This is a genomic window from Bradyrhizobium sp. CCBAU 25338, assembly GCF_028128965.1.
GTDB classification, from domain to species: domain Bacteria; phylum Pseudomonadota; class Alphaproteobacteria; order Rhizobiales; family Xanthobacteraceae; genus Bradyrhizobium; species Bradyrhizobium liaoningense.
Window position 1 is genome coordinate 306,955 of sequence record NZ_LFKY01000002.1, and the last position, 16,650, is coordinate 323,604.

The 16,650-nt window shown below is 57.6% G+C and carries 15 protein-coding genes; 5 read left to right on the forward strand and 10 right to left on the reverse strand.

Features of this window, described 5'->3' with window-relative positions; all coding sequences use genetic code 11:
- Positions 1 to 1,228: 1,228 nt before the first annotated feature.
- Together ACM42_RS02900 and ACM42_RS02905 are read right to left on the reverse strand one after the other, a co-directional pair.
- Positions 1,229 to 1,351: a hypothetical protein gene (locus ACM42_RS02900; RefSeq protein WP_271526532.1), complete on the reverse strand. Its 123-nt coding sequence runs from the start codon at positions 1,349 to 1,351 to the stop codon at positions 1,229 to 1,231.
- A 108-nt stretch (positions 1,352 to 1,459) separates the two neighbouring features.
- The gene (locus ACM42_RS02905; RefSeq protein WP_271526533.1) at positions 1,460 to 1,651 is read right to left on the reverse strand and encodes a hypothetical protein; all 192 of its coding nucleotides are present in this window, start codon (positions 1,649 to 1,651) and stop codon (positions 1,460 to 1,462) included.
- Between the two features lie 414 nt (positions 1,652 to 2,065).
- Between ACM42_RS02905 and modC the strand changes: the two genes are divergently transcribed.
- From modC to ACM42_RS02920, 3 genes are all read left to right on the forward strand, one after another.
- Positions 2,066 to 3,256, forward strand: coding sequence for a molybdenum ABC transporter ATP-binding protein (gene modC / locus ACM42_RS02910; protein ID WP_271526534.1), 1,191 nt, complete (start codon positions 2,066 to 2,068; stop codon positions 3,254 to 3,256).
- A 1,053-nt stretch (positions 3,257 to 4,309) separates the two neighbouring features.
- Positions 4,310 to 4,864, forward strand: a complete 555-nt coding sequence (locus tag ACM42_RS02915) for a peroxiredoxin (RefSeq protein ID WP_271526535.1) — start codon at positions 4,310 to 4,312, stop codon at positions 4,862 to 4,864.
- A 6-nt stretch (positions 4,865 to 4,870) separates the two neighbouring features.
- Positions 4,871 to 5,419 carry a carboxymuconolactone decarboxylase family protein gene (locus ACM42_RS02920; protein WP_271526536.1) on the forward strand — a complete coding sequence of 183 codons (549 nt, stop codon included), beginning with the start codon at positions 4,871 to 4,873 and terminating at the stop codon, positions 5,417 to 5,419.
- A 225-nt stretch (positions 5,420 to 5,644) separates the two neighbouring features.
- Here ACM42_RS02920 and ACM42_RS02925 read toward each other — a convergent pair whose 3' ends face one another.
- From ACM42_RS02925 to nifH, 6 genes are all read right to left on the reverse strand, one after another.
- Positions 5,645 to 5,941 (reverse strand): ferredoxin family protein, encoded by a 297-nt coding sequence (locus tag ACM42_RS02925; RefSeq protein ID WP_271526537.1) that lies wholly within the window; start codon positions 5,939 to 5,941, stop codon positions 5,645 to 5,647.
- A gap of 38 nt (positions 5,942 to 5,979) precedes the next feature.
- A complete protein-coding gene (locus tag ACM42_RS02930) occupies positions 5,980 to 7,287 on the reverse strand; it encodes an FAD-dependent oxidoreductase (RefSeq protein WP_271526538.1) in 1,308 nt (435 codons plus the stop codon).
- Positions 7,288 to 7,298: 11 nt separating this feature from the next.
- Positions 7,299 to 8,408: an electron transfer flavoprotein subunit alpha/FixB family protein gene (locus ACM42_RS02935; protein ID WP_271526539.1), complete on the reverse strand. Its 1,110-nt coding sequence runs from the start codon at positions 8,406 to 8,408 to the stop codon at positions 7,299 to 7,301.
- Positions 8,409 to 9,300: 892 nt separating this feature from the next.
- Positions 9,301 to 9,642 (reverse strand): nitrogenase stabilizing/protective protein NifW, encoded by a 342-nt coding sequence (gene nifW, locus ACM42_RS02940; RefSeq protein ID WP_128947946.1) that lies wholly within the window; start codon positions 9,640 to 9,642, stop codon positions 9,301 to 9,303.
- An 859-nt stretch (positions 9,643 to 10,501) separates the two neighbouring features.
- A complete protein-coding gene (locus ACM42_RS02945; protein WP_164937316.1) occupies positions 10,502 to 11,278 on the reverse strand; it encodes a nitrogen fixation protein NifQ in 777 nt (258 codons plus the stop codon).
- A 143-nt stretch (positions 11,279 to 11,421) separates the two neighbouring features.
- Complete coding sequence (gene nifH / locus ACM42_RS02950) at positions 11,422 to 12,306, reverse strand: nitrogenase iron protein (RefSeq protein WP_128948000.1); 885 nt, start codon at positions 12,304 to 12,306, stop codon at positions 11,422 to 11,424.
- 576 nt (positions 12,307 to 12,882) lie between these two features.
- Here nifH and ACM42_RS02955 point away from each other — a divergent pair.
- Positions 12,883 to 13,296, forward strand: a complete 414-nt coding sequence (locus ACM42_RS02955; protein ID WP_128947948.1) for an ArsC/Spx/MgsR family protein — start codon at positions 12,883 to 12,885, stop codon at positions 13,294 to 13,296.
- 451 nt (positions 13,297 to 13,747) lie between these two features.
- Positions 13,748 to 14,491 carry an OmpW/AlkL family protein gene (locus tag ACM42_RS02960; protein ID WP_442868893.1) on the forward strand — a complete coding sequence of 248 codons (744 nt, stop codon included), beginning with the start codon at positions 13,748 to 13,750 and terminating at the stop codon, positions 14,489 to 14,491.
- Positions 14,492 to 14,936: 445 nt separating this feature from the next.
- Here ACM42_RS02960 and ACM42_RS02965 read toward each other — a convergent pair whose 3' ends face one another.
- Both ACM42_RS02965 and ACM42_RS02970 read right to left on the reverse strand, forming a co-directional pair.
- Positions 14,937 to 15,284: a (2Fe-2S) ferredoxin domain-containing protein gene (locus ACM42_RS02965; RefSeq protein WP_271526540.1), complete on the reverse strand. Its 348-nt coding sequence runs from the start codon at positions 15,282 to 15,284 to the stop codon at positions 14,937 to 14,939.
- A 24-nt stretch (positions 15,285 to 15,308) separates the two neighbouring features.
- On the reverse strand, positions 15,309 to 15,539 hold the full coding sequence (locus ACM42_RS02970; RefSeq protein ID WP_271526541.1) for a hypothetical protein: 231 nt from the start codon (positions 15,537 to 15,539) through the stop codon (positions 15,309 to 15,311).
- Between the last annotated feature and the right edge of the window lie 1,111 nt (positions 15,540 to 16,650).

Here is a 16,650-nt window from a genome sequence, read left to right on the forward strand (position 1 = left end):
CGAGTTTTCTACCTCAATCTGTTGCCTTCAGGCCGGCGGTCCAGCCGAAGGTAATCCCAAGCTGGGAAATGTAAGAAAAACCAGGATGGTCTTCTACCTGTCACAAGCGACTTCGCCACTCTCTAAAATACCTAGCGCCGACCACGACACCATAGATTGGTGGTAGTACAGAGTTCCCGCATGTGTCCGGCCCATTATCTCTACAGCTGACGCAGATTGTCCGCCGGACACTTACAGCGAACCGATAGCACTCTGACGAATGCCTCGAAGTCGCCGAATGCTGCAGCGCTGAATAAATCACAAATGCTGCAGTACGAAATCGAAATTCGGGGCGCACTACAACCTCGTAACACGGGTGGGCGCACTGTTTATCGCTGATCGAGGCCAATCGATTCACGGATCAGTCCTCAGATAGTTGAGCTGTACCTCGGCAGGCTGATGCTCCAGCCCGATCGCCTTGCCACCACGCTGGCCAAACCCCAGCGCCAGTCAGTCTGAACATCTCACTATCGTTCGAGTTCGCAACTGCCGCCCCTCACTCGCGATGAAGGCCTACGGGACGCCTATTCAGAGATTCTCTCGGTCCGTCGTTTCCGTCCGCGGGAGTTGGCATCATGCGTCGGCATTCGCGGCGCAAGTTTTTGAAATTGTCCTTAAGACAAAAAATGGCCACGTCAACATCGCTACGGCCTGTAAAGCGGTCACAGAAGCGGATCACGTCTGGTTTGCACGACACCAAGACGTCCTCGGCGCGAAGATCTCTCGCGCGAGCGTGTGCTGTGCACCACGTCGCTGCGATCGCGATCGCTGCGAGGGCGGCTGCACAGCGATGCGCGTTGCAAGTCCAGCCCATTCGTCGCAATTGATTCACCACACCTCTCTTAATCCTCATATGTTTCACTATTTTTCTTTGCCCGGCGAGGGCGATCCGTTTACCGGACTGCAACGCCTCGGCAGCCACTGGCTCGCTGTTCCGGGCCCACGCAATGATTAGAGGGCCCGAATCATCGTCCCGCAACGCGCAACACGCATTGCGAAGACCGGGATGCAACAGAGATCGGCCGTTTAGCGCTTGTGTGCCGGTGTTGGCTCCCGATATGGCATTCTGCTTCGCAATGCCTACAACCTGACGCTACGGTCGATTCAAGCGCTTTAAGCGCGCAGGCACCGCGTATCATCTGATATCAGCGCTTTTTCCAAACGACCGGCCGCCGACCGTCTCCTCCGCTCAGATCGGAAGATACACCAATCGGATGGCATGGACTTGCGCATCATTGACGAGTTTTACGGACGCATATTCGCCAAGCACCATGCCCTCTGCGAGAGGCATCGTATCATCCTCGGGTGCCATCTAGCAGCTCCTACACGTGCGGTTGGTGACGCGAACGTCCAAAGTCTTACAATAAGATGCAGCGATCTGAGACGCTGGGTGGAGACCGATACAAAGCCTGCCTTGCCACTAGCCGCCCAGATATTCCTTGAAACGGCACAGCGATTGCTGGGTGAGGATCAGCCAGTTGCGAAGGAAGCGGTGGCGGCGGACCGGGGTTCCAATGAGGCTTATTCGATTCATTCTGATTGATGTGGCTTTGATGGTGCTCGCACCTGAGAGTGCAAAGGCCACGATTATGGGGACCGGCGCAAACTTCATATCGGCTCGCGAAACTCTGGGATGCTCGAGGCCGACTTTCCGTCCCGAAGCCGGTATTCAGTCCTGGCGTGATCCGACATCCTTACCGGCACACCTCTCAAGCCGCGCCATTCGAACATTCAGCAGAAGCCCTCGGCCCGCCAAGCAGACTGACAACCTCGCGCGGCTGGAAAGCCGCTTCCTTCTCAATGGCTAGCGCACAGGACAGCGTCCGATTGCCACGAGCCTAGCGCCTCGGAGATGCTCAACAAGACTGAGGTCTTGTCACCGATCTGCGGTCCGCCCTCCCACCTTATGTCCCTCACGCGAGCTGAAAACACCCTGCTGGAGCGCAATAGAATGGATCGTCGGAGGCATGGCGATCACCTCCATTGCAGCCACCGGGATCGTGACACAGATGAGAAGATACAGCACATGCGCAGGTTCATCAGAGAAGCCAAGAAGGGCTATATTGAAGTTGCCTTCAACGGCTCTCCCGCAAGCATTCCGCTGGATACGCAATTCAGCCTACCCGCCAAAGGCGTCACAGCGATTTTTGGTCCCCCCGGGTGCGGTAAAACTACACTCGCGCGCTGCATCGCTGGCGTGCAGCGTCTACCAAATGGATTCTGTGCGATTGATGGGGAGATTTGGCAGGATGAGACGACGTTTCGACCACCTCATATGCGCCGCGTCGCATATGTCTTCCAGCCACCGATTCTCTCCTCTCAATTGTCTGTACGACGCACCCTTTTATACAACGCGTCAAAATCGGAACCGACACTGATCGATTTTGATGGTGTGGTCGAATTGCTCGCCTTGGCCCCACTGCTCGAGCGTTCGCCAACACATCTTTCCGGGATCGAGCGACAGCGACTTGCCCTTGGCAGCGCGCTGTTAGGCCAGCCTCGGCTGCTCTTGCTGGACGATCCGCTTCTTGTGCGCGACCGCGCCGCCAAATGCGAGATCCTGCCATTTCTCGAACGCATGCGGCAAACGCTTCCATTGCCAATGATCTACATCAGCCATGACATCGCTGATATCGAGCGTATTGCCGATCAGCTCGTCATGATGAAAGATGGCGCCGTGACTGCGGCCGGTCCGCTCAATGTCGTTCAGGGCGATCCGGCGCTTGCCAGGCGCGGCGAAGCGGCAGTCTGTCTTGATACGGTGGTCGGCGGTTATGACGGGCGCTATGGGCTGATCATGCTCCGCCTCAAGACTGCGCGCTTTCTGATACCCGGAGTGCCGCTTAGACCAGGCGTGCAGCTGCGGCTGCGCATCGCTGCCGACGACGTCAGCATTGCGTGCGAACGTCCGCGCGCTAGCTCTATCCTCAATGTATTTCGAGCACGCATAACAGCCTCCCTGCCGCACGGCGAGGCTGAGGTCACCTTGGTTCTGATCCTTGAAACCGGCCGTTCTAGCGTGCCGCTTTTGGCGCGCATCACGCGCCGCTCCTTTGATGTGCTACGGCTCGGCATTGGAGCGGAAGTATTCGCGGAGGTCGCGCGCGCCGTTCCGCTCGGGCTGCCGAGCGGTTGCTTGCAACGCCCGCCGCATCCGCATGAGCACCTTCAGGTATGCCCGGATGCGAGAGAAACACCAACAAGACCCCGGCCGTGATCTAGATGAAATAGATCCGAATAGTCTCGTGGGCAGTTCTCTACCTTCCAAAAGACGATGTCGATAGGCTACCGGCCGAATTGGCTCGCGATATCGCGCAGCAAGGCGTGGGCGTCGGCCGCAGGCGCAGCGACACTCGAGGCGAGCAAATGGCACACACATTATGCTCGCAATCGACGTTGCGACGGGACAAGATCTAGAATTCCCAACCACTCGGCAGCCGAGCCTCGAGATCGGCAAATTCGCCGAACAACGAGAAACAGCTGGCTGGGGCCTTCGCGCCGAATTCGTTACCATAACCCGAGGCGTACCAGTCCTGACAGACGTTCCGAAAACTGCCTTGCCGGCTGGCGAGCCTCACCGCGAACGTTGACACGCTGCTGCCTTGCGATCGTCGACTTTTTCAGCAGCAGTGGTTCGATATCTCAAGCGGCGGCGCGCGGCAGCTGCGGTTATTGGTCACAACGATACCGGACCACTTGAAGGTGACATTGAGGCTGCCGAGTACGTCGGCTCGGAAATCGTCCATCGGACTCGTTGGCCATCTCCGGCAGCCGCCTTAGCTCGGGCGTTGGCTCCTGGCCACCTTGATGCCTTGCGAACGCGCTGATTGTGGACCTTCAATGGCGAGACGTCGCAGCTCAACCGGCTTCGTCCGCTAAATAGCCCAAGCCGACGTCAACCCCTAGTCGCCTCTGCAGTGCCCGTCGGTTGAGAACGAGATGCTACGGTTCAGGACTGGCTGCCGTGTTCGCGCCAACCGCCCAGCCTGCGCTCGCGTACTGTCGAGCTCAAAGGCACCGCGATCGTAGGCATTCGTCCGCTGGCGTAGGGGGGTGTTTCTCAGGGTGGCCCCAACGCGTTGTGTGCGAGTGCAGGTGCTCCAGATGACCGCCAGCTTAGCGGGATCGAGGCACCAAGCGCGCGAGCATGCCTGTAACCAAGCCGCTGGGCTTGTCTTGTTGGGCCCATTCCCGTCCTAAGAAGGGGTGGCATATAGTTTGCTCCACCAGCGAGTTCACGATCCAAAAAAGCGAAATGTGTGAGGACAGCATGCTCGGAATTGGAAGTCAGTTGCCGCCGTTCGAAATCACAGGCGTGAAGCCCGGTTTTCAAGCGCAGGAAGAAGAAGGACAGAGTGCATTTGAGACGCTGACCGAAATGAGCTTTCCGGAAAAATGGAAGATCATCTTCTTCTATCCCAAGGACTTTACCTTCGTCTGCCCGACGGAGATCGCTGAGTTTGCCCGCCTTTCCAAGGAATTCGCTGACCGCGATGCGGTTGTACTGGGTGGCTCGACTGACAACGAGTTCTGCAAGCTCGCCTGGCGGCGCTCACATGTCGACCTGCATAATCTACCAATCTGGCAGTTTGCCGACACAAAGGGAATGCTCGTCGATGGTCTTGGTGTGCGTTCACCCGAAGGGGTTGCCTATCGTTACACCTTTATTGTTGACCCCCAAAACACGATCCAGCACATCTATGCGACGAATCTCAGCGTCGGGCGCAGTCCTAAGGACACACTCCGCGTTCTGGACGCACTGCAAACCGACCAGCTCTGTCCCTGCAACCGCGAAATCGGCGGCGAAACATTGAAAGTTGCTTGACGCCGCATGTCGTCGATCGAACAAATATATGACAGGATTCCCGACTTCGCGGAGGATGTCAGGCTTAACTTGACTTCCTTGGTGGCCGATGAGACGCTTTCGCCGCAACGAAAATACGGGGTGCTGTTGGCGAGCGCCATTGCCAGCCGCAATTCAGCTCTGATGGCCGCGGTCGAATCGGCAGCCGCCGCCGTGATGACATCTGTAGCGATCGCTGCAGCGAAAGCCGCGGCGGCTCTAGTGGTAATGAACAACGTCTACTACCGCTTCGCTCACCTCGCTTCCAACCCGGAATACAAGACGATGCCGCCGCGGCTGCGTATGGACGTGACCGCCAATCCCGGCATGGACAAGACCGACTTCGAGCTGTGGTCGCTTGCTGTCTCCTCCATAAACGGCTGCGGTGTCTGCATCGATGCCCATGAGAAGACACTGAGAGCCGCGGGCGTGAATTCGGAAGTGATCCAGACCGCCGTGCGCTTTGCTGCGATCATACAGTCAGTGGCGATCGCAATCGAGGCCGCAGGGCCTGTCTCCCCTCAGGCGGGAGACTGATCTTTCCTCTGCCATCCGCTCCAGGGCATTGTGGCGCTACTCAGTGGCGCCACAACCAGCCCTTTGCGGGTTCCGAACGAGCGTGATATCTGCAACTCATGCCTTGCGCAGCGTCCCCATGACGTGTCTTGCTCGAATACCCGGCGCCATCCAACTGACGGTGAACGCGCCGCGGATACGGTGAGATTACGCGAAACTTGGTCCCACCACTGCCGCGTCCTCTCATCAGCCAAACTTGAACAGAACGCCATATCCGCCGCGCGGATGGCTCCATTGGATGTCGCCGGTCGGCTCGGCGAGCACGCGGCAGGTACCGCACTCGATGCAGCCGTCAACTGCTATCTCGACTTGGCCGTCGTCGTTGAGCTCGTAGCATCGCGCCGGGCAGGCCTTCAAAAGTGCGAGGAGCTGCGGCGATGGCGCCTTGTGCGCACGGATCCTGACGTGAGGGTGACCGACGTCGACAAGATAGCGGTTGTAATACAGCTTGTCTTCGACGCGCACGGAGGGTTCGACATTCATGCTTTTGCGTTCCATTGCTGGGCTTCACACTGTTACGGTCAGCGCCAGGCCCTGGCAAGACGACAAGCATCGCCGACCAGACCTGACCATGACCGCGCCTTGACAAAGGATTTCAGGCTCGCCTTCTCCTTCTCAGCCTTGGGCGTACCATCGACGCGCACAAAGTTCTGCATCGCCTTGGAGATGAGCTGCGGATAGGTGAGAAAGAAATTTTGGGAGTGGGTATGCATGAGGGGTGGCAAATCCTTGTACTTCTTCAGATCTTTGATGACGAAAGAGTCGTCCAGCATCTTCTTGTAGATTGACAGATTTGCTGCTGTCATCGGTTCACCGCGCGATTTGATCAGTCCGATCGCTTCGGCGGCGATACGGCCGGAGGTCATCGCGAGATTTGAGCCCTCACGATGAATGGCATTGTTAAGTTGGGCCGCATCGCCCACTACGACCCAGCCTTCCCCATAAAGCTGCGGGATTGATTTGTACCCGCCTTCGGGAATGAGATGCGCCGAATATTCCTTTACTTCCGACCCTGCTATCAAGGTCGCCACAGAGGGGTGCCTCTTGAATTGATCGAGCAGGCCGTACGGCGTTTGGCCCGTGCGCTGGAAGTCGGCGACGAGACAACCGATGCCAAGCGAAATGCACTCTTTATTGGCGTAGATGAAACCCATCCCAGTCATGCCGCGGGAAATCGTACCGGCAGCCTCGATCACGACGCCTTCATCGCCCTTGAGGTTGAAGCGCGCTTCAATGGTCTCACGAGGCAAGAAATGCATTTCCTTCACGGCGAGCGCAACGGTATCGGGTGTCGGACGCGCGCGCAGGCCCGCACGCGTGCCGAGCAGACCATTGACGCCTTCGGCCAGAACGACGACGTCGGCATGTATTTCCCCGTCTTGGCGATCTGTACGGACACCGACGATCCTTTTACGGTCGTCCTGCGCGAGCTCTGTGACGGTCGTCTCGCACAGAACGATCGCGCCAGCCTCCCGCACCTTGGAAGAAAACCATTTGTCGAACTGGGCACGTATAATCGTGTAGCGGTTCGGCCGCTCCTCGTTGAAGTCCTCCGAACGGTAGTGCATACCGACATGGGAACGATCATCCATCATCCAGAACCGCTGTTCGATCACGTGACGCTCGAGCGGCGCCTCCTCTCGAAACTTGGGGACCAGCTTTTCCACCATGTCGGCATAGAGGATGGCCCCCTGCACATTCTTCGATCCGGGATATTCGCCCCGCTCGAGCTGCAGCACCTTCATACCATGTCTGGCCATCGTCAATGCCGCCGCGTTGCCGGCCATACCGGCTCCGACCACGATCGCATCGAATCTCTCTTCAATCATCAGTATCTCCTCTAGACCGCAATCCTGGCGCGCGAATCTGGCAAAAGCCGCGCGCGAAATGCGGCCGTCAGCGCCGGTAGCAATTGCATGGCATCACTGACGATCGCAAGGTGGGCGAAATCGAAGATCGGAGCGTTTTTGTCAGTATTGACGGCCACGATCAAATCCGCGCCCTCGACGCCAACTCGGTGCTGGATCGCACCGGAAATGCCCGCGGCAATATAGAGCTTCGGCCGGATGGTCTTGCCCGTCTGGCCGATTTGCCGGTCAGGCGTAACCCACCCTTTCTGCACGAGAGGACGCGAGCAGCCATATTCAGCGCCAAGCAGAGTTGCGAGCTCGCGCACCAACCGAAAATTCTCAGGCGATCCCAGCCCCAGCCCGCCCGCAACCACCACATCGGCATAGGCAAGATTGGACGTTTCTGCATCGCGGTCGGGTAGGAACGACAATACTTTTGTGACTATATCGTCTTCGACAAGGCCGAGCGGATGAACGATGATACGAGCGGCATCGCGCACAACACGTTCAGGCATCGGCATGACCCGCGGGCGGACAGTGGCCATCTGCGGACGATAATTCAAGGTATAGATTGTGCAGAGCAGCGAGCCGCCAAAGGTTGGACGCGTCGCCGCAAGCGAACCATCGGCGTCCACGTCCAGCGCGGTGCAGTCGGCAGTGAGCCCCGTCGACAGAGTCGTCGCCACGGAACCTGCGAGATCGCGACCGAGCGTCGTCGCACCCAACAGCAATATCTCGGGCTTGTAAGTGTTGACGAGTTCGGTAAGCGCTTTGGTATAGGACTCGTTGCGGTAATCCGACAAAACATTGTCGCTCACGAGATAGGCCAGATCGGCGCCATAGCAAAAGGCTTCAAGTGCTGCATTACGTGTGTGCTGCCCCTCCGGACCGATAACGACGGCGGCAAGATTCACCTTTAGCTTGTCGGCAAGGCCGCGCCCCGCACCCATGAGCTCCCAGGAAACGGGATGCACTTGGCCACGCTCCAGCTCGACAAAGACCCAGACGTGCTTGTAGGACTTGAAGTGCTCCGGCAGCTCTTTTTTGGCTGCACCGCGGCCGGCCCCCGGTGGCATGGCCGTTCTGCTGACGTTGCTCATAGTCTAAATTCCTCTCAACGATAGGCGCGCCCGCGCCACGGGTTGCTTCTTCGCTCTCGTTAACTGAAGTTCACTTTTGGTCAGCAAGTGGCTGGCTGCTCTGCCCGCTTGCGTGCTCGCACCGGTCGCACAACAACACGCGTCGTCGCAATAGACGTACCCGTTCGGCCGGATTTGGAGAGATCTTGCAAACTGAACCCTTGCACGCCAGGTTCGACGAGCGCCACCGCGGCTGGCCAGGACGCCGTGCTGATTCTAACCGGCCGCTCCCAGGCCTGGTTGATGAGTCCGCTCTCCGCGCCTCCAGCGCTAGCAGTCCGTATGGGCCGATGCTACCGCTCTTCGTGGCGTAGTTTCTATCCGCCATGAGATGGAGACAACTCTGAGCGGAATCGTGGGCCGATTTGATGCGGATGCTGCTGTGCATACCCGCCACAGGAGTAGCGCGAAGGGGACACTTATTCATTGACCACCATCTCACCGTCGCTACGAAACTGCGACCGCGTCAGAGACCGTTGCGAAGGGACCTGCCGGGATCGTGCGCCTCGATACGATGGCGCAGGGCGGCTCGGCAGGCAGTAACAGCAGCATCATGGCTCCTCCTTCAAACTCATCGCCGACGCTACCATCTGTCGGCATTGATAATCGGATCAGCGGGACATCAGGCAAGTGTCGTACCAGTTGCAAAGACGGTTGAAAGTCGGTGGGAAGTAATGGCTTGCGCGACACTTCAAACAGCTGCTGATATCGTAGTCACGAACAAAACAATTCAGACATGGGCGGGAATACGACAGTCCTTGCTGGGCCGAGGGCCGCAGAGACTTGCCCCCGAAAATAGAAAGCTCGTGCCTCGGCTCCGTCGGGCAGACTTCGCTTACAGTGGAATGCTCGGTCACTTCAACTCGCTCAAAGGGACAAAGGCCGCAGGCTTCCTAGAGTCTACGACGGCATCCCTCAAAACCTTGAACACTCGCTCCTGGATCGGTGACGATGCTACGAAATCTGCATAGGCCTGTTCCAACATGGCCTTGCATCGAGCTCTGATTTCCGGTTCTGCGGCACCATAAAATTGCTCTTGGGCGAAGTATTGTCCCATGCGCTTTAGAATGTGAAGGCGCGCGACATCCACGACCTTCGGGTCGTACTCGACCCCAAGCAGCAAAAAGAAATCCTCTGCCGATGAGGCTTTGCTGAGTCGATCCAGGATGCCCGCTCCTGGTGATGAGTTGGTCATCGAACATTCTCCTTCGGAGTTCTGAATGGCGCCCACACTGAGCGGATCTGAGTACTAAAGCGACGTGCGCGCGGCTTTTGCGGTGGCTATCAATCTGATGAGAAATCGGTGACGGGGCGGAGGGAGTTCTCATCATGGACGGCGACCTCATGTTCCCAACCCCGGGATATCCTAGTACTTACTTCACCCATTCCACACGAAGTCCTGATGACCACACAGCTTGGAGGCGGTCTCGATATCGCCGGTTGGGATCACGTATTGATCATGACCACCTTTGTTTCGATCGCCACGTCGGGACCGGTTTCCCGCGTCCGCGCACCAGCCCCGTGATAGCGAGCGGAAGATCTTCGATGATGGCGCGGATGGTGGCGGTGTCTTGATTGCCCATGACGGCGTGCCGCCGCAGTCTTTGTGACTCCGCCCCACGCCGGCGGCCGCGCAATCGCCAGCTTCTCCTCGCCGGTGAACGCAATGCCAGGCGCCTGCAGGCCATGGCGTACTGGCGTCTCGTTTAGCGCGGTAGAGTTGGTGCATGGTTTTATCGGACCAAGCCGATTTGGCGGCGGTGCTGGCGGCAACCACTCGGGAACTCCTCATAGTTTGAACTGCCGACACTCCAGCAACCAGCATGCCAGCCTGTCGTAACAGTCCACCCATTGAAGAAGCTAACGCCTCTTTTTCTGATCTTCTTCAGCAAATGGATTGTGGCAAATGCGACAGCGCTACGAAACAGAACGCGCCTCCCTTCTTTTACGACGGCTTCCTTGCGGCGCACTAGGATGTGAGAATTGTAGCGGAGCACTCGATCCTGCCGCCTTGAACACACGCCATCCCCTCGCATCCACTCTCCACGAACGGCCTACAAATCCGGCAAGGCCTTCTCGGATGACGGTGCGGTTGCGGACTCTCCAGGCATTGCAAACACCCGGCCGCTGGCCACATCCGGCCAAGCTGCGGCGTGCGACAGAAAATCGCGCCGGCGCTCGGCCATCCGGCTCTCACCGCTTTCTTCACCGAAGCAGACGTTGAAGTCGTCACATTGAGTGCACACGGGTGTCGTGCACATCCCAAGGCCTTCATTCTCGCAAATCATGCGGTAGAAGAAGCGCTTCCAACGCATATTATTGACATTACGCGCGGCGAGCGGCGCGAAATGCCGGCTCAGCAGCAGAGAGAGTTCGCCACGATTGCGCAAGCCCAGAGCTTCCCAGAGATGGTCCGGCTCAATGGCGCGGCGCGCGATCATCGCGGCCAGCCAGCGGCCGATATCCCCTTCGGTTGAGCGTTGCTTGAGCAACAGATCGCGAACCATTGCGATCTCCTCGTCGTCTTCCCACCTGAAAGGCGAGGCCTGCTCCGCGGCCATGGTCTCGGTTGAGGGAAAGTACCGCTCCAGCAAGGCCGCCAATTCAACGCCGGATAGGCCAACCTTCTCAAGAAGGGAGCCACTATCCATCGTGGCAGCGGCTAGGATAGACGCCAGAACATGGCGATCGAAATTGCTATCCGTGGCGATATCGGCATCTGCAGGATGCCTACCGGTGAGCAGGCGGTAGGTTGTAATTCCCCTATGCGACTGGCTGTTAGCGTCAACAGCACAAGCAGCCACGAACGGAAAGACGTGCGGCTCGGACATAACTCTGTGGTTCTTCACAATGCAAGGTTCGTCACGGCGCATCCTGGTTTTGGCAACCGTCGTTTGTCAGTATGCCGGTCTCCGGGATGGTGAGGGAGACCGGCATCTGTCGCGCGCCTTCACAAGGCCGCGACTCGCGACCTTTACGAGGCTGCGAGTTCGGCAGCAGTTTTGCCGATGATTGATTCATCGACGGGCTTCATAATGCCATGCTCCATGAGCATGTCCTCGAGCTCATCCATTGAGATCGGGGTCGGGATGATGCCTTTGCCGCCATTATTGTGAACCTTGGCCGCGAGCTTCCGATAGTGATCAGCCTGCTTGGAATCCGGTGCATACTCAAGCACCGTCATGCGGCGTAGCTCTGCATGCTGCACCACGTTGTCGCGGGGCACGAAGTAGATCAGCTGAGTTCCTAGCTTCTTGGCCAACGCTTCCGCCAGTTCCAGTTCCTTGTCGGTCTGCCGCTCGTTGCAAATCAGGCCGCCCAGCCGCACGCCACCAGAGTTCGCGTATTTCAAGATCCCCTTGGAAATGTTGTTTGCGGCATACATCGCCATCATTTCACCAGACATCACGATGTAGATCTCCTGCGCCTTGTTCTCGCGGATTGGCATCGCGAAACCACCGCAAACGACATCGCCAAGCACATCGTATGAGACATAGTCAATGTTCTCGTAGGCGCCGTTCTCTTCCAGGAAATTGATCGACGTGATGACACCGCGGCCGGCGCAGCCGACACCTGGCTCTGGACCACCGGACTCCACGCAGCGAATGTCCTTGTAGCCGACCTTCATTACGTCCTCGAGCTCTAGGTCCTCCACACTGCCGGCGCTCGCGGCGAGGCTCAAAATCGTGTCTTGGGCCTTGGCGTGCAGAATGAGGCGGGTCGAGTCCGCTTTCGGATCGCACCCTACAATCAGAATTTTCTGACCCAGCTCGGCTAGCGCCGCCAGCGTGTTCTGTGAAGTGGTGGACTTGCCGATACCGCCCTTCCCGTAGAACGCGATTTGTCTTAGTGAAGCCATGTTGCTCTCCATCAACCGATTATCCAAAAGCTCGCGCTTCTCGCGCGAGCTTGTTTCTCTCGCAGAAGCGGGGGCCACACGGGTTGAAGGGAAGGAGCGCATCGCTCGCCTTACGCGTCGGCCTGCACTCAGCCCTCACTCAGTGTTGCTGCCGCTTATTAGCAACGGCCGTGCCAACGCTTGGCCGCGCACCTTAAGCTTCTGATTACGTTTCCAAAAGCTAACCAGCTCTTGCGTGATCGTTGGCCGTTTTGGATCTAACAGAATCTGCGCGGCTGTCGGACATCGAACAAACAACCACAAACATCAGCGCCAAAAAAAACGAATTGACGACACCTATTCCGATGTCTCAGTTGTGGAACGGAACTTGCTGCTCCTCTGATAAGAGGGGCAATTTGAGGAGAATGAACATGCCGGTCGGGCTCGAAACCTGGCGGACCCGCGGCGAGGGTTGCAACTACGGAACGGCGCCTGGTGCGCTGATATTGGAGATGATCAGCAAGCATTTCAAATGGGCAGCCGGATGCAGCAGCGCCGTGCCACCCGTTCGTCTCACAACGCGTACATAGGTTTGCCGTGGCGACAATCATTTTCTATCAGAAGCCCGGCTGCGCCACGAATGCGCGTCAGATTCAAGCGTTTCAATCCGCGGGCCACGACGTGGTCGTCAAAGACATCTTGACGGAGCCATGGCATGCGGACGAATTGCGCAGCTTCTTCCGCAATATGCCCGCCGGCTCCTGGTTCAACCGAGCCGCGCCTCGTATCAAGTCAGGCGAAGTCAACCCCGATTCTGTCGATGCTGCAAACGCACTTGCATTGATGGCTGGCGATCCGCTCCTGATACGACGACCGCTGATTGACGTAGACGGGGCACGATGTGCCGGACTCGATCATGGGCTCGTGCTGTCGCTACTTGGCCGCAAGGCTCACGATGAGCTCGAGGGATGCTTGCAAGAAGCAAACCGCACGTGTTGCCCGCAGACGTGAGGAAACGCTGAGCGTTTGCCATGCCAAGAATGACGTGCTCCACTGGCGGCTTGCACGAGCAGTAACAGAGTGGGCCTCTGCTGAGACCGCCCCGCGCAGGTGCCTACTCCGTAGGGAGGCATCGCCAATATTGCGCTTGAATGTCGCCCGTCCGCCTTAGCGACCCGTGAGAGGATTCGCCGCAGTCGGTGGCTTTATCACGCATGACTTCCGCGGCTTGGATTAGATCAGAGCACCAAGCCGAGAGGCAGCTGCTTCGAGAGCCTCGGCTCAGACGACCTCTCGGATACACTAACGATCAGAACAGATCACCACGCTTCGCCGGTGTGATCCTAATACAACTTACAGGCATGATTGCACTAACCGCCGCTCTCATTTTGATCGATATCAAATCCTCCGGCAGTCCCAATGTGTGACAGAGACCTTGCGCGACATCTCGCGCGACTTTGGAATGGAGAATTCGATGAAAGCAAGAGCAGTTCTGGCGATGGCATCGGTCCTCGCGCTAGCGACCCCGTTGGCCAGCAACTCGGCACGTAGTGCGGATCTGGATCCGGCGCCGGTCTACTATAAAGCGCCTCCAATTGAACCCCGCAACCCTTGGATGATCCGCTTGCGCGTGCTCGGCGTTTTGCCGGATACCGCAGGCAGTTCGGTCAACGTTTCCGGGACGCCATCGCTCTCATCACCAAGTTCTGGGCTTTCGATCAGCGATCAAGTCATACCAGAGCTGGACATCACCTATTTCTTCACAAATAACTTAGCCGCTGAACTCATTCTCGGCGTGACTAACCATCACATCAGCGGCAATGGCGCGCTCACTGGGCTCGATATCGGAAAAACCTGGCTGTTGCCGCCTACACTGACCCTGCAATATCACTTCACCGATTTTGGGCCGCTCAAGCCTTATCTCGGCGCGGGCATCAATTACACTGTATTCTTCAACCAATCGGCAGCCAACACGTCGCTCGCCGGTCTTGCCGTCACCGATCTACACCTCAGAAACCAATTTGGCGCGGCGATCCAATTCGGATTCGATTACATGCTTGATCGTCACTGGGGCCTCAACTTTGACGTGAAAAAACTGTGGCTGCGGCCGGAGTACTCGGCGACCATAAACAATGCGATTGCCGTTACCGGCCGTGCACATATCGATCCATGGCTCGTCAGCGGCGGCGTCGCTTACAAGTTCTGAAGAACGGGGTCCCAAAGGAGACTTCGTTTGATCAGCTCGGACGCAGCGAGCTCATCGAGCCCATCTCCTACTCTCACCGCACTGTGGCAGGAAGCAAGCTGACGCGTCAACCACGCGTTAGCTCGCAAGAGAGTGCCCCATTCGCAGCATTGCGCCCGCTGCGAGTTACGGACTCGCGTGGCACGTGAGTGACAGTACACAAACATAAACCCGGCACATGATCATATGCCCGTTTCGTCGCGCGCTGCAACGGCGCCATTTTCCCATTTTGGCATAGAAGAAACACGGTACGCCGCGCCAAGCTCTATGGCCTGCTGTCAGCGGACTCGTGGGCGCAAGGTGCCCGGTCAACATCAGATGATCTGAGCTCCAAACATGCCGGTTCATGGACTAACAAGCCGTTCATGCTTGCTAGCCAGGGCAAGTGGCGACCCAAGCGACGCCTCTAGCTTCGCTTGAGCACCATCACGAGGCGGTCGACACGTTTGCCCTGCTTGAGGTGGGAGTTGACGATCTCGTCAACGTCCTCAGGCGTGGTCGCGCGATACCAGACTCCGTCGGGATAGACAACCAGCAAGGGACCAGTATTACAAAAGCCAAGGCAGTCCGCTGTCGTGAAGCCAATATCGTTGAGACCTTGCGCTTCGATCGCCTTGCCCATTCGATCCCAGAGAGCTTGCGCGCCCGAGGCGCCGCAACTGCCGTGCGGATGGCTTGGCGGACGCTGCGTGTTGCACGCGAAAACATGATGCCTATAGAGCTGAGGAAGATCAAATTTGCTTTCTGAATTCACGCGCCTATTCTCCGATAGTGGACTTCATCTGAAGGGATGAGGTGTGAGCACATAGTCGCCCATACCCTCTAACGGTTGAACGCCCCATTGGCGATCGATACGACTGATTCCCACTCGCCTTGCGAAAGCAGCCGGAATGAGAGGGCGACATAGTCGTTGTCGCCGCTGAGGATGAGCGATCGATACCTTGGCGTCCGAAACCGCTTCCTGATCAATACCAACGTCTTCTTCCGTCATCCCGATCTCATTCTTCATTCACCACTCACTTGTCATCGAAATTCTCCAAAGCAAGTTGCACACCAGATGCGTAACGGGCGCGTCTTACAATTCGGCGCAGTCGCAACAATGTCGGCATTCTCGCCCATAGCAGCGATCCGAGATCGGGCTAAACGCCCATGGCCTCGGTCAGAATGATGCGTCGGTCGGACTGATTCGATCTGCTCGCTCATCAAGTCGCCGACAATCAGTGCGCTGATGCCGGCCCCGCGGATTCCTGCTTGAAGGCATCGACCGCAGTCCGGCTCAGCCGAAAAACCCCTCGGCCCCGAGCGAGCGGCCGATAAGCCGAGCTCGCACGGGTGTTGAGGACATCAAACCATTGGTTCGGATTGAGCTTTGCTGGACGCTCGCTGATTTGTATCACCCGCCCGTTCGGCGCGAAGCGGACGTGGATGATGACTTCTTGAGAGTTCATACCGATTCCCGATTTTGGTCAGCAACGATCACGAGCTGGACACCGACAATCTCGATTGTAATGTGCTCGCTTTCAGACATCTTGGCGCCTGCCTCAAGCCGCGCCTTGCACGCCGAGCTGTTCTATGATCGAGCATGCCTTCTCCGCACTCACCTGGAACATTTCTCTTGCGGCTTTCTAGATGCGTTGTCTTCGGCGGCCGGCACCCTCCTGCACTGGGCGGATCACGATGTCGCTCGGCAACGTCGTACAAACCAAGTGTCCTTGGTCCGCTTGCTCATCTCTTGCGCTGACAAAACCTAAACTCACCCCCAATGAACCTCTCGTACTCTTTGTCTTGGATGACGATCATCTCAGTCAATCGCCGCGCAGGCGCCCACGTTGTCGCCACATCTTTCATGGTCTCGACGATAAACTCGATCTGCTTGTTCGCGAGACCGGTGTGAAATGGAAGCGACATGACGCGATTGGCTATCTTCTACGCAAGCAGAGAGTAGCCACGCCGATAGCCGGCGATAGGTTAGTTGCGTGCAAGCGTTTGGGCAATATGGGCGCCGTTTCAACCCGTGTGCCGCGCTGACCATCGATAACGGCGCAGTGCTCCGATCGCGTGAAGTGCACCTCAACATAACAGGGAGCATGCGATCAACTCACCTCTGTCACGTCGGGCGC